A 12,529-nucleotide genomic window follows, 5' to 3' on the forward strand; every position below is an offset into this window, starting at 1 on the left:
GCGGTCGCCGTGCCTCAGCCCGCCACGAGCCGCGGCGTGCCGGACTCGTACTCGACGAGGTCACCGGTCTCGCCGCGGCGATAGGCGCGCCTGCCGATCACGAGCATGTAGATGAGGAAGACCGCGAGGGCCGCGGCACCGATGCCGATCTTGACCGGCCAGGGCAGTGCCCATCCGGTGACGAACCCCTCGACCAGCCCGGAGAGGAAGAGCGCGAACACGAGCCCGAGGGCGACGGTGGCCAGCGCCCTGCCCTCCTCCGCGAGCGCCTCGCCGCGGGTGCGGTGGCCCGGCGCGACCCAGGCCCAGAACATGTGCAGGCCGGCGGCCGCGGCGACGAAGATGCACGTCATCTCCAGCATCCCGTGGGGAAGGATGTACAGGACCATGAGGTCGGCCTTGTCGTGGATCGCCATGATCGCCCCCGACGTGCCCAGCCCCATGGCGTTCTGCACGAGCATGTAGACGGGCCAGATGCCGGTCACCCCGAACAGCACGCACTGCATCGCGATCCAGGCATTGTTCGTCCAGACCATCCCCATGAACACCGCTGCCGGGTTCTCGGTGTAATACCCGGTGAAGCTCTCGTCGGCGTACTGCTCCAAGGCGTCCGGTGGACCGAGCGTGGCGACGAGCGCCGGGTCACCGGCGATCCACGCGGCCGTGCCGACGGCGACCGCCACGAAGGCGAGCGCGATGACCAGGGTCGTCCGACGCAGGCGGTAGAGCGCCGCGGGGAGCTGGAGGCGGAAGAACCGCGACGTCTGGGTGAGGATGCTGTCCGCGGCCCCCGTGAGCCGGAGCCGCGCACGCACGAGGATCGTGGAGAGGTAGGCGCCCTGCGGGGACTCCCCGACCGACGTCTTCAGTTCCGCGAGGTCGGCCGATGCGGCACGGTAGCGCACGATGAGCTCGTCGACACCGGCACCGTCCAGGCGGGCACGGCTGAGGGTGTCCAGCCGTTCCCATTCGGACCGGCGCGCATCGGTGAGGGCATCGGCATCCACCTGATTTACTGTACTCATGTCCGCGCAGATCGACGTCTCCGACGAGGTGCTCTCCGGCGAGGCGGTCGCGATCGACGTCCAGCCGGTGGGGTTCCTCCTCCGGGCGGCCGGGGCCGTCATCGACATGCTGCTGGGCTACGCCGTCTTCGTCGGGTCGATCTTCCTTCGCATCTGGCTTCTCGACATCGGCGTGCTCGACACCGCCACCGACCGCATCGCCCTCGTGGCCTCCCTCGTCGTCAGCTTCGTGATCCTGCCGATCACGATGGAGGTGGCGCTGAAGGGACGCAGCCTCGGAAAGCTCGCCGTCGGCGGCAGGATCGTACGGATGGACGGCGGAGCGGCCGGGTTCCGTCACGCGTTCATCCGCGCCCTGCTCGGCGTCCTCGAGATCTATCTCACCTTCGGCGGCCTCGCCGTCCTGGTCGGGGCCTTCACGGCGCGTTCCCAGCGCCTCGGCGACCTGGTCGCCGGCACGTACAGCCAGCGGGTGCGCACCCCGCAGCTGGTCACGCTCGCGCCGACGCTGCCTCCGGCGCTGACGGCATGGGCGCAGGTCGCCGACGTGGCGCGGCTTCCTGATCGGCTCGCCCGCCGCATCTCCCAATTCCTCGTGAGCGCCCCGCGCATGCTCCCGGCTGCTCGGGAACGCGTGGCCCGCGACCTGCTCGCCGAGGCCGCACCCTTCATCTCCCCCGTACCGGCGGCGCCGCCCGAGCTCGTGCTGGTCGGCGTCACCGTCCTCCGGCGCGAGCGCGAACGCCGCGCGCTGGACAACGCGGATCGACGTGCGGAGCGACTGACGGGTCGCCGTCTGGGCGCCTGACCACCTCGCCGGTCGCGTCGGTCAGGCGCGCAGGGCCTCGTGGCGGACGACCAGCCATCCCGCAGGGACGGAGAGGCGGTCCGCATGCGGCGCACAGAGGTCGTGCGCCTGCGGATCGTTCGCCGCACCGAGCGGCCCGAGCGCGGCCATCTGATCGCCGTAGTCATACGTGAGGGTGGCCACGGCCTCGCGCGCGCAGCCGACCTTCGAGCACAGTCGTCCGTCCATCTCCGTCAGCGTACGGCGCCTCCCGGCGGCGGCGGGGCTGCCGCGCCGGGAGCCGCCACAGCGCCTAGACTTTTCGGCATGCCCCGTCGCCGTTCCGTCCCCGCCGCCGCCGCTCGCCGCGGTGCCAGGCACGGCCGGCACGGTCGTCTCGGACGCAGCGAAGTCGTGAAGCCGCCGCTTGCCCCGCTGGACGGCCGCATCGATCGCTTCGACCTCACCGTGGGCACAGCGGTCGAGTTCCTGCGCGGGACGTGGCCGGAACTCCAGGACGTCCGATTCGAGATCGGTGCGCTGCCGACGTACGACGCCGACGGCGAGGTGCCGCGTTGGCACCTCGACCGCGATCAGCGGAGGATCGTTCTCTTCCGGATCCCGATCGAGCGGCTGCTCCCGCCGGGACACGACGACGCCGCGCATCGACGGATGGCGATCGAGAGTGCCGTCTTCCGTGCGGCGGCGGAGTACGTCGGCCGGGAGCCGTGGGATCTCGGCCACGACCGCTGACCCCGCCCGTCAGGGGTAGACGGTGATCGACGCCTCGACCCCCGGCGACGGCGGGACCGGAAGCACGGCGAGGGCGCCGGGCGCCGTCATCGCGACGGCGGCGTGCACCTCTCCCTCCGGACGGAGCACGTAGGTCGTGTCCGCTGCGACGTCGAGGCCACGGGTCTCCCCCGCCGGGATGACGATCTCCTGCGGCGAGCCCCCGTCGATGGTCGAGAGGGAAACGGTGGTCTCCTCATCGGACGTGTTGGCCAGCTGCAGCCGCGGGGACGGACCGGACGGCACGGCGAAGGCGACCTCCGCGTCTATCTCCGGTGCGGGGGTGACCCACGCGAAATCGGAGTCCGCTCCGAAGCCGTCCTGCTGCCGCACCCCGGCGACGACGGGGGCATCGGCCTCGATCTCCACGGTGTAGGTCCCCGGCTCGAGACCGCTGAGCGAGACCTGCGCGGGCTCGTCGGCGGTGAGCGGCACCGTGAACGCGTCCAGACCGGCGCCACCGCCCTCGGCGGTCACATGGACCTCGGCGAGCGCGTCCGTTCCGGGCGCGAGCAGACGCAGCACCGTCATGTCGCCCTGGTCCCCTGCTGCCGCGAAGGCCTGCACACCGGGGAGCACGACGTGCTGCTGCGGGCCCGACACCGCTTCTTGCTGGTCGGCCCCGACCGGGTCGAGCACCTGCATCAGCGCCGACTGCAGAACGGCGCGGACGGGCGCTCCGACCGCACTCACCTTGACGACGGGGACGTCGTTGCCCGCAGCGATGGACGTCAGCGGCAGTGCCGTCTGCGTGCGCGGCGGGACGATGACCGTCCGTCCGCCGCGGGCCGTTCCGTAGACCGCGAGCGTCACGGTCGCGGGGACGTCGGCTGTGTTCGCGAGGAGGACGACGTCCTCGGCTCCGGTGCCCACGGACCCGCCGACGAGCCACGACTCGAGCCGAGGCACTCCGCAGGGAGAGGCGGCGAAGCCGGCGAGGTCCTCCGCGGCGAGAGTCGACGACTCGGCGCCGGCGATGAGCGGTGCTGACCGCCCCTCGACGGCTCCGGTGAGCACCGGCACCTCCTGCCCGTCCACGAGGTCCGGCACCGCGAGCCCCGTCTGCGACGGGACGCCGTTCGTGCCTCCCGCTGTGAGCTCGGGGGTCGCCGCCCGGCGCATCTCCGACGGCGCGGCCGTGTTGCGACCGAGCGCGCGGAAGTCGCCGGCGCACACCAGGACGCTGTCTCCGGGGAGCGGGGTCACCCGCTCCTGCGCCGGCTCGTGCGTGACGGTCGGCCAGGGGGCGTGCACGGCGGTCGCGACGCCCAGCACACAGGCGGCGGCGACCACGACGCCGGTGACGACCCGCGCGCTGGTCGCAGCGACGCGGAACGCGCGAGTGCCCGTCATCGGTGGTCCTCCTCGGAGCTGGTGCTTCCCTGGTGGTCGGCGGACGAGACATGCGGCCGGTCCTCCTCGCCGTCCGCCGTCGGGCGGGGGTCTGCACCGTCGTCAGCGGGTTCGGCGTCGGCGATCGGGGCGAGTGCCTCGTCGGCGAGCGCGGGTTCGTCCTGCGGGTCCTCGACGGTACCGACCGGCGGCACGACGGCCGCGTCCGGCACCGAGTCCTCCGCGTGGCGTGGCAGGACCAGAGGTTCCTCCGGCGCCCTGCCGACGATCCTCGACTGCGCTCTGGCGGCCCGACGCGACGCGCGCGTCGGGATGGACAGGAGCAGCGCGGCGAGCACGACGAGGAGCTGCAGCGTCACCACGACCCTGGCGGTCCCCTCCTGCGTCGCGCTCAGCGCTGCCGGCTCCGCCGGCTCGCCCTCGAGGCGCCAGAGGACCCCGCGGTCCGTCGAACCGGCCTGCACGAGGCCCGCCCGCTGGTCGATCGCCGCGACGGAGGCCGTGCGCAGAGTGCGTGCGCGATCCCCTTCGCCCGGTACCTCGGCGAGGAGGACGTAGCTGATCCCCTGCGCGAGGAGCTGCGCCGGCGCGTCGAAGTCGCGCGCGGAGATGAGATCGACGGCGAGGACGGCGAGGTCCGTCCCCTGGGGTTCGACCGCCGTGGAGAGCATCGTCGTCTGCGCTCCCACGGTCTCGCTCGCGCCGCGCACCACCTCGACGGCGAGACCGCCGTCGTTCTGCGGCGTGAGGATGAGAGTGGAGATCGGACGGTCCCCGGCCGCCTGCGCACGCACGTAGGCGGGCAGCGTGGATTCGGGGCCGTTGGTCAGCGCGGAACGGTCGCCGTGGAACGCGGTGAGGGCGGGGACCGCGCACACCACCAGCGCGAGGGCGGCCAGTCCCGTGGCGGCCACGCGCAGTCGGGGAAGCGTGAGCGCCGTGTCCAGCGTGATCGTCGCCGCGCCGACGACGCCGATCCAGGCGAGGCTCAGACCGGTGCCCGGCCAGAGCGGGACCGCGGTCGCTCCCGCGGAGGCGACGCTGACACCGACGGCGAGGAACGCTGTGGCGAGTCCGCTGAGCGCGACGACCAGCAGGGTGATCCCCGCACGCCACCGGGGCGAGACGGCGGATCCCAGTGCGAGCAGCGCGAGCGGCGCGCACAGCAGCGCCGCCCAGGTGCCGGGAAGGACGGTCGCCCACCCTGCCAGATCGCTCGTGGGGAAGCCACCGGCGATCGCCAGGCGACCGGCGGCGTCGGCGGCCGCCTGCGGCCCGAGCCACGTCCGTCCGGGATCGGCGAGCAGACCGAGGGCCGTGCCGTGGGCGAGCTGCCAGAAGATCAGAGGAGCGAACAGCGCCGCGGTCGGCAGCGGGAGCCAGAGCAGGCGGCCGGCCCCGCGGAACTGCGCCGTTCCCAGCACGATCCCCAGAGCCACGACCCACAGCACCGCGAGCGCCGGAGCGAGGACCGGCGCGCAGGCGACGACCGCCGCCAGGAGCAGGGACGCGCTTCCGGCCGCGCCCCAGGAACGGTGGGCGACCACCGCCGAGTGGAACAGCCACGGGAGCAGCAGGTGGACGAGCACGGCGGAAGGCCGACCGTCCACGAGTGCGGTGAGGAACGTCGGCGCGAGCGCCCACGCGATGCCGGCGAAGATGCGCAGGCCGGCTCGGTCGGTGACGCGGGTCGCGGCGAACCATCCCCCGAGGACGGCGAGCGGCAGTGCGAGGATCCACAGCAGCACCATCGCGAAGGACGGCGCCCCGGGCCACAGCGAGCCCAGCACCGCGACGATCGCGGCGAACGGGTCCGCAGGGCCGACGAGGTCGATGCCGAGCCCGCGCATCCCCCACGCCGCATCCTGCCACAGCGCGGCGACGGTCTCGCGCAGGGGCAGGAGGCCCCCGCCCCCCAGCGCCGGCCAGGCGAGGAGGCTGGTGAAGGAGGCGATGCTCACGACGAGCGCGGCCAGCACCGCCCACGCCCCACCCCCGGAGAAGAAGCGGAGCTCGCTGACGGCACCGTGTTCGCTGCCATGACCGTCGTCGAGCCGGCGCCGCAGCTGCGCCGGGGTCACCCGCAACGGGGCGATGCTCGCCCAGGTGGAGGATCGGAACGAGCGGATACGGGCGCGCGATCGCGCCACGGCGCCGAAGCGGATCATCGCGAGGAGAGCCGCGCCCCACTCCGGGAACACCGCCTCGGGCCGCTTGCCGATGAGATGGGTGAGGGAACGCCACAGCGCGAGCGGCAGGAAGGTCAGCCAGTGCAGCGGCACGGCGGCTGCGGGCGCATAGGCGAGGCGCCGATGGAGCTGGGCGAGACGGGTGACGAATGCCCTCCGGGCTCGTCCTGCCGGTAGCGCCGCCGGACCATCCGGGGCCGCGGAGACCCTCGCAGCCGGGGCGAGGACCACACGCCCGCCTCCGAGCCGCGCGCGGACGCCGAGGTCGAGGCCCTCGTCGGCACCGCCGAGGGCGGGGTCCGGCCGCAGCGCGTCGCGCACCTCGCCGCGGATGAGCAGGCCGCGGATGTCCGCCCCGAGGGCGTCGTCCATCCGGTCGTGCTGTCCCTGGTCCAGCTCCCCGGCGGCCAGCTCGACCGAGCGGCCGAAGGTGGTCATGCTCACGCCGAGGGAGACGATCTCGCGCTCGTTGTCGGTGGCCACGAGCTTCGGAGCGACGATCGCCGCGGACGGGGAACGCTCCAACATGCCCGTGAGCCGTTCCAGCGCCCGCGGGTGCGGCGCGGTGTCCTGCGCGAGGATCCAGATCGCCGATCCGTCGAGGACGCGTGGACGCGCCAGCTCGAGGGCCTCGGCGAACGAGGTCGACGACCGCGCCTCGATGATGCCCTCGACGGTGGCGGCGACGGCGTCGCTCTCCCGTGCTGTGGTGGCGTCGCCGCAGATGATCAGCGTGACGGCCGCGGGCGGGAGCGTCTGGGAACGGACGGCGTCGAGCGTGCGGAGGAGCTGGGCGCGGGCGGAGGGGCCGGGGCGCGCGACGATGAGGGCATGAACTCGGGCTGGCATGACGTGGTCAGCCTATGCGGGGCGTCAGTCCAGGAAGCGCACCGCTCCCGGCGCGCCCACGAAGCCGCGCCGTGGAGGCGTCAGCTGGCGCGCCGCTTGAGCTTGCGCCGCTCGCGCTCGGAGAGCCCGCCCCAGATGCCGAAGCGCTCATCGTTGGCCAGCGCGTATTCGAGGCACTCGCCACGCACGTCGCACGCCGTGCAGATGCGCTTGGCATCCCGCGTGGAGCCGCCCTTCTCCGGGAAGAAGGCCTCGGGGTCGGTCTGGGAGCAGAGCGCGTCGCTCTGCCAGGCAAGGGCGTTGTCGTCGTCCGGGTCGGACCGGCGGACCCCGGGAACACCGAGGTTGACCGGATCGACGAACCAGTTCTCCGGCACATCGGAACGGTAACCCGTCATCTCGACCTCCAACCCTTCAGAAACCGCCCCCCTGGCGGGCCGTGCTCACCTAATTACACCCGTGTCATTCGCTCGGGTCAAGTCGCGGATCGTAAACCCTCAAGCGTTTCTTGAAGGTTCATGAGCTTCCACCGGCGTGTCGCGCGCCTGCGCTCGACCCCTCAGCGGCCGGGGGTCGCGACGAAGACCTCGCCCGCCCCGGACAGCGTGAGGGAGCGCTCGTCGGCGTCGGCGAACGCCACCGTGCCGATCGGGACGGAGACTTCCGCTCCCGACTCCGCCGTCACCCGGACGGAGCCGGCTGTCGCCAGCACCATGGTCGGGCCGGACACGTCCAGGGTGACCGCCGTGTCGTCGATCCGGACCCGTCGGAGGGCGAAGTCGGGCACGGGCACCGGGTACGTCGTCACGGCTTCGTCGCCCGCGGGCCGCAGGACCGGGACCTCGCCGGGCGTGGTGTCCAGCACGGCGAGCAGTTCGGGCACATCGATGCGCTTGGGGGTCAGACCGCCCCGGAGCACGTTGTCGCTCGCGGCCATGATCTCGACACCGAGGCCGGAGAGATAGGCGTGCAGCAGCCCCGCCCGAAGGAAGACGCCCTCGCTGCGGCGCAGCACGAGGTGGTTCATGAGCAGGGCGACGACGACCCCGGGATCACCCGGCGAGCTCTCGGCGATCGCGGCCACCGCACGCAGGGCCGGGAACTCCTCCCCTGCGGCGCCGGCGGCGGCGACGGCGCCGATGATCTCCTCGACCTCCTCCTGCGCTCCTCCACCGAGCAGCCACCCGATCGCGTCGCCGAGCGGGTCGCCGTCACCCGAGAGCCGCTCCCGCAGGGCCCGCACCCCCGGACCGTCCTCGAGGGCCTCGAGCAGGCGCAGCGTGTCCGCGATCGGACGCAGGCCGCTGAGCGACTCGAAGCGGTCGCTCAGGGCGACGATCAGCTCCGGCTTGTGGTTGGCGTCGCGGTAGTTCCGCCGCGGGTCGTCCAGCGGCAGCGCGCTCTCCCTGGCCCAGCCGTCCTGGGCCTGTTCCCTGGTCGGGTGCACCTGGATCGACAACGGCCGCGCGGCGGCGAGGAGCTTGAGCAGGTACGGCAGCGTGCCGCCCGTCACCGTGTCCAACGTCCCCCCGTCCGCGAGGTCGGCGGGATCTCCCGGGTGGTCGCCGAACCAGACCTCGGCCTCCGGCGCACCCGTCGGGGTGCGGCCTTCGAGCTCGGCGAGGAGGGACGGCGATCCCCAGGCATAGTCGCGGGGCACGTTGGTGAGGCTGCGCAGCATGCCCCCAGCGTAGAGCCCGGTGCGACGGACAGGTCGGATCCGGGCACGTCGCGGTAGCCTGAGTCGCGATGGCCCAGTACACCAAGCACCCGGTGGCAGCCCTGCCCACCGCGCCCGAGCGCGAGTCCACGGGGCACCTCCTGCTGCGCGGATACGTCATCGCCGTCCTCTTCGTGGCGTTCGCGCACTCGGCGGTGTACAACCTGCTCGGCGAGATCGGCGCCGCGATCGTGCTCGCGCTCTTCAGCGCGGCCACCCTCGCGATCGGCGTCCCGATGCTCGCGAGGAACCGCCCGCAGCCCTTCCGCTGGCGCCGGCTCCCCTGGGCGGCCGTCGGCTACACCGCGCTCGCCCTCCTCTCCGTCGCCTGGTCCCAGTGGCGGGTTCCCACCGTCGCCACGGGCATGCTCCTGGCCGCCGTCACGGTGAACGGCCTGTTCATCGCGCACGTGCTCACCTGGCACGAGATCGTGCGCGCCCTGTCGTCCGCCTTCAAGTGGATCCTCGGGCTCTCCCTCGCACTCGAGCTGTGGGTGTCGTTGGTCCTGCACGGCCCTCTCCTGCCGAACTTCGCGGACATCCCCGCCGGGAAGATCGATCCCCAGTGGTACTGGGTCCGCGACAACCTCTTCGACGGGGGACGCATCCAGGGCATCCTCGGCAACGCGAATCTGCTCGGCATCGTCTCGCTGTTCGCGCTGATCACGTTCGGCGTGCTGTTCGCGGCGAAGGCCCGCTGGCGGACGACACTCGCGCTGTGGATGATCCTCGCGGCGTACTTCCTCTTCCGCACCGCGTCCGCGACCGCGCTCGCGTGCGCCGGTGCAGCCGCCGTGGTCCTCGTCGTCGCCCTGCTGATGCGCCGTGCAGCGTCGCCGACCGCCCGCACCCGGATCTACGTCGTCGCGATAGGGTCCACCGCAGTCCTCGCCCTCGCCCTGTGGCTGCTGCGCGAGCCCCTCCTCGGTCTCCTCGGCCGCAGCGCCGATCTCACCGGCCGCTCGAACAAGATCTGGGCGGCGGTCCTGGGACGCGTCGGGGAGCACCCGGTCATCGGCAACGGCTTCTCCAGCCCGTGGGTCCCCACGGACCCTGCCTTCGACGGCTGGATCGTCGACCACGGGATCACCGTGTTCCACGCCCACAACATGTGGCTGGACGTGCTGCTGCAGCTCGGCGTCCTCGGACTCGTGCTGATGGCCGTGGCGTACGGCAGCCTGCTGTGGCGCTCCTGGTTCTTCGCCGTCGATCGCCCGCGGTGGGACCTCGATGCCCACCGCCCGTACTCCCCGCTGACCCTGCTGCCGAGCCTGTACACCGTCGTCCTCCTGGTGCAGGGGCTCACCGAGTCCACGCCGATCATGCTGTGGGGCTGGCTGCTCCTAGTGCTGCTGTCGTTCAAGCTCAAGTCGGTGCCGCTGGTGGGCGTCGGCGAGCGCGACCTCGTCTTCGAGCGCGGCACGGCGACGCGGCGGGTGCCGTGACGGTGCATCCGCTCGCCCGTCTCCTCGGCTCGGCCGAGATGGCCAGGGCCTTCACGCTCGCGGCACTGACCGCCGTGTTCGGCTCGTTCGCCATCGGACGGATGACGTCGCCGGTCACTCTCGCCACCGTCATCACCGCCCTGTGCCTCCTGGGAGCCGCGATTCTCTGGGTGCGCAGGGAGGAGCTGTCCCCGCTGCGCATCGCGCCCTCCTCCCTGCTGGCGTTCCTCGCGTGGGCGCTCGTGAGCCTGGTGTGGACGACCGACCGCTCCGACACCGTGCTGGGCTGGCTGTCGCTCTTCGGGTACGCGTTCCTGGCCATCACCATCGGGCACATCCGCGACACGCTCCAGACCGTCCGCGCACTCGGCGACACCCTGCGCGTGCTCCTCGGCGTCTCCCTCGGCGTGGAGATCCTCTCGGGGGTGCTCCTCGACCTCCCGTTCGCGTTCCTGGACATCCAGGGCAACCTCGCCGCCGGCGGTCCGGTCCAGGGGCTGTTCGGCAGCCGCAACATGCTCGGCTTCATCGCGGTGCTCGCCCTGATCACATTCGTCATCGAGTGGCGCACCCAGTCCGTCGACCCCCCGCTCGCCGTGGTCTCCGTCGCCCTGGCCGGCGGCCTGGCGCTCCTGTCGTCCTCACCGACGGTGCTCGTCCTGGCGGTCGCCGTGGGGATCGTGACCGTCGCGCTCACCATCGTCCGCCACACCGCTCCGGCGCGTCGGAACCTGGTGCAATGGGCGCTGGGGGTCCTGGTCGCTCTCGCCCTCACCGTCGCGTTCGCCCTGCGTCACCAGATCATCGCGCTGCTCGACGCCGGCTCCGACTTCTCCATGCGGGCCGAGCTGTGGAACATGATCCTCGACTTCGTCGCCGTGAAGCCCATCACCGGGTGGGGGTGGTTCGGCGACTGGGCTCGAGGCGAATACCCCTTCACGTTCATCAACTTCCAGCTCGACGACCGGCACCAGAGCGCGCTGAACGCCTTCTTCGACGTGCTGCTGCAACTCGGCGCGGCGGGGCTGGTGCTGTTCCTGCTGCTCGGCGGGATCGCGTTGATCCGCTCCTGGCTGGTCGCGAGCGTCCGCCGCTCGGTCGTCTACGCCTGGACCCCGATCACGCTCGTGGCCCTCGCGGTGGACTCGATGTTCGAGAGCTTCACCCTCGTCGGCGCCGGGTGGTTCATGCTCGCGCTGTGCGCCCTGCGCGCCGGTCAGTCCCGGTCGTGGCGCGAGAACATCGACGCGGCGCACACGGGAACCATTCCCACCCTGCGCCCACAGGAGTGAGCTCGGCGGGCGGTCAGCGGACGGTGGGGAGCTTCTCCGCCCAGGCGAGCGCGTCGCGCACGCCGTCGTCGACAGAGCGCTCCGCACGCCACCCCAGCACCTCGCGCGCCCGATCCACGATCGCGAAGGCCCCGGCCTGGTCGCCGGGCCGGCGATCGGTCTCGACCACAGGCAGCGGTGCCCCGGTCACGCGCTCGAACGCCTGCACGAGTTCCCGGACCGTGACACCGTCTCCGGTGCCGAGGTTGATCACCTGGTACGGCTGCTCCGGCGTCGCCACGTCGTCGAAACGGGTCACCGCCGCGACGTGTGCGAGCGCGAGATCCCAGACGTGGATGTAGTCCCGCAGGCCCGACCCGTCACGGGTGGCCCAGTCCGTGCCGGTGATCGTGAAAGGCTCACCGGCCGCGCGCGCCTGCATGATCTTGCCGAGCGCGTGCGACGGCGTGGGGTTCTGCAGTCCGGTCCGGAGCTTCGGGTCGGCACCGATCGGGTTGAAGTAGCGGAGCGCGATGGCCCGGAAGTCCCCGGCGGCGGCGGCATCGGAGAGGATCTGCTCGACCATGGCCTTCGTGGTCGCATAGGGGCTCGAGGGAGCGAGACGCCCGCTCTCGTCGACCCCGTCGCCCGTCTCCCCCGCGTAGATCGAGGCGGAGGAGCTGAACACGATGCGCGGGATGCCCGCATCGCGGAGGCGCCGGAGGAGCGTGATCGTCTTGCCGACGTTGCTGTCGTAGTAGCCGAGCGGATCGGCCACGGACTCCGGCACGACGATGCGCGCGGCGCAGTGCACGACCGCGTCGATGTCGGGGTGCTCGCTCAGCAGCCGGTCGAGGACGGCGGCGTCGGCGATGTCGCCGACGTAGAGGTGGCGTCCCTCCCCGAAGGCCGCCAGCCCGGTGGACAGATCGTCGAGCACCACGACCTCGATCCCGGCCTCGATGCACGCCGTCGCCACGGTCGATCCGATGTAGCCGGCCCCGCCGGTGATCAGTACCTTCATCGCGGCCAGTCTAGCCAGACGCGCCGAGCGCAGGGGGTCGGCTCTCCGCAGATCCGCAGGCGACCACCGGTAGG

Annotated in this window: 11 protein-coding genes; 4 read left to right on the forward strand and 7 right to left on the reverse strand. The window is 72.3% G+C overall.

Features of this window, described 5'->3' with window-relative positions:
* Nucleotides 1–14: 14 nt before the first annotated feature.
* Entirely contained in the window at nt 15–1,007 is a 993-nt protein-coding gene (locus tag ACIGJI_RS04065) for a stage II sporulation protein M (protein ID WP_315637113.1), read from the reverse strand.
* Between the two features lie 16 nt (nt 1,008–1,023).
* On the opposite strand from ACIGJI_RS04065, the gene ACIGJI_RS04070 reads away from it, so the two are divergent.
* Nucleotides 1,024–1,833: an RDD family protein gene (locus tag ACIGJI_RS04070; RefSeq protein WP_363445922.1), complete on the forward strand. Its 810-nt coding sequence runs from the start codon at nt 1,024–1,026 to the stop codon at nt 1,831–1,833.
* 21 nt (nt 1,834–1,854) lie between these two features.
* On the opposite strand, the gene ACIGJI_RS04075 is transcribed toward ACIGJI_RS04070, so the two are convergent.
* Entirely contained in the window at nt 1,855–2,061 is a 207-nt protein-coding gene (locus tag ACIGJI_RS04075) for a DUF3499 family protein (protein WP_025103036.1), read from the reverse strand.
* Between the two features lie 78 nt (nt 2,062–2,139).
* Between ACIGJI_RS04075 and ACIGJI_RS04080 the strand changes: the two genes are divergently transcribed.
* Nucleotides 2,140–2,565, forward strand: coding sequence for a hypothetical protein (locus ACIGJI_RS04080; RefSeq protein ID WP_259953229.1), 426 nt, complete (start codon nt 2,140–2,142; stop codon nt 2,563–2,565).
* Between the two features lie 9 nt (nt 2,566–2,574).
* Here ACIGJI_RS04080 and ACIGJI_RS04085 read toward each other — a convergent pair whose 3' ends face one another.
* The 4 genes from ACIGJI_RS04085 to manA form a co-directional block, all read right to left on the reverse strand.
* The gene (locus ACIGJI_RS04085; RefSeq protein ID WP_363445919.1) at nt 2,575–3,957 is read right to left on the reverse strand and encodes a DUF5719 family protein; all 1,383 of its coding nucleotides are present in this window, start codon (nt 3,955–3,957) and stop codon (nt 2,575–2,577) included.
* Nucleotides 3,954–6,995, reverse strand: a complete 3,042-nt coding sequence (locus tag ACIGJI_RS04090) for a glycosyltransferase (protein ID WP_366244525.1) — start codon at nt 6,993–6,995, stop codon at nt 3,954–3,956. The genes ACIGJI_RS04085 and ACIGJI_RS04090 overlap by 4 nt, the downstream gene beginning before the upstream one ends.
* Nucleotides 6,996–7,075: 80 nt before the next feature.
* Nucleotides 7,076–7,393: a WhiB family transcriptional regulator gene (locus ACIGJI_RS04095; RefSeq protein WP_149084934.1), complete on the reverse strand. Its 318-nt coding sequence runs from the start codon at nt 7,391–7,393 to the stop codon at nt 7,076–7,078.
* A gap of 161 nt (nt 7,394–7,554) precedes the next feature.
* Nucleotides 7,555–8,676 carry a mannose-6-phosphate isomerase, class I gene (manA, locus tag ACIGJI_RS04100; RefSeq protein WP_363445915.1) on the reverse strand — a complete coding sequence of 374 codons (1,122 nt, stop codon included), beginning with the start codon at nt 8,674–8,676 and terminating at the stop codon, nt 7,555–7,557.
* A gap of 68 nt (nt 8,677–8,744) precedes the next feature.
* Here manA and ACIGJI_RS04105 point away from each other — a divergent pair, with 68 nt between their 5' ends.
* Nucleotides 8,745–10,160, forward strand: coding sequence for an O-antigen ligase family protein (locus ACIGJI_RS04105; protein ID WP_268776542.1), 1,416 nt, complete (start codon nt 8,745–8,747; stop codon nt 10,158–10,160).
* Nucleotides 10,157–11,452, forward strand: coding sequence for an O-antigen ligase family protein (locus ACIGJI_RS04110; RefSeq protein WP_363445913.1), 1,296 nt, complete (start codon nt 10,157–10,159; stop codon nt 11,450–11,452). The genes ACIGJI_RS04105 and ACIGJI_RS04110 overlap by 4 nt, the downstream gene beginning before the upstream one ends.
* A 13-nt stretch (nt 11,453–11,465) precedes the next feature.
* Here the strand turns inward: ACIGJI_RS04110 and galE are convergent, their stop codons facing one another.
* Nucleotides 11,466–12,455: a UDP-glucose 4-epimerase GalE gene (gene galE, locus ACIGJI_RS04115; RefSeq protein ID WP_187663717.1), complete on the reverse strand. Its 990-nt coding sequence runs from the start codon at nt 12,453–12,455 to the stop codon at nt 11,466–11,468.
* Nucleotides 12,456–12,529 lie beyond the last annotated feature (74 nt).

Origin of the sequence: Microbacterium sp. NPDC064978 (genome assembly GCF_044543605.1) — a bacterium.
Taxonomy (GTDB): domain Bacteria; phylum Actinomycetota; class Actinomycetes; order Actinomycetales; family Microbacteriaceae; genus Microbacterium; species Microbacterium meiriae.

Coding starts and splice junctions, on each gene's coding strand:
- ACIGJI_RS04070 (WP_363445922.1), top strand. CDS start 1,024: ATGTCCGCGCAGATCGACGTCTCCGACGAGGTGCTCTCCGGCGAGGCG.
- ACIGJI_RS04075 (WP_025103036.1), bottom strand. CDS start 2,061: ATGGACGGACGACTGTGCTCGAAGGTCGGCTGCGCGCGCGAGGCCGTG.
- ACIGJI_RS04080 (WP_259953229.1), top strand. CDS start 2,140: ATGCCCCGTCGCCGTTCCGTCCCCGCCGCCGCCGCTCGCCGCGGTGCC.
- ACIGJI_RS04085 (WP_363445919.1), bottom strand. CDS start 3,957: ATGACGGGCACTCGCGCGTTCCGCGTCGCTGCGACCAGCGCGCGGGTC.
- ACIGJI_RS04090 (WP_366244525.1), bottom strand. CDS start 6,995: ATGCCAGCCCGAGTTCATGCCCTCATCGTCGCGCGCCCCGGCCCCTCC.
- ACIGJI_RS04095 (WP_149084934.1), bottom strand. CDS start 7,393: ATGACGGGTTACCGTTCCGATGTGCCGGAGAACTGGTTCGTCGATCCG.
- manA (WP_363445915.1), bottom strand. CDS start 8,676: ATGCTGCGCAGCCTCACCAACGTGCCCCGCGACTATGCCTGGGGATCG.
- ACIGJI_RS04105 (WP_268776542.1), top strand. CDS start 8,745: ATGGCCCAGTACACCAAGCACCCGGTGGCAGCCCTGCCCACCGCGCCC.
- galE (WP_187663717.1), bottom strand. CDS start 12,455: ATGAAGGTACTGATCACCGGCGGGGCCGGCTACATCGGATCGACCGTG.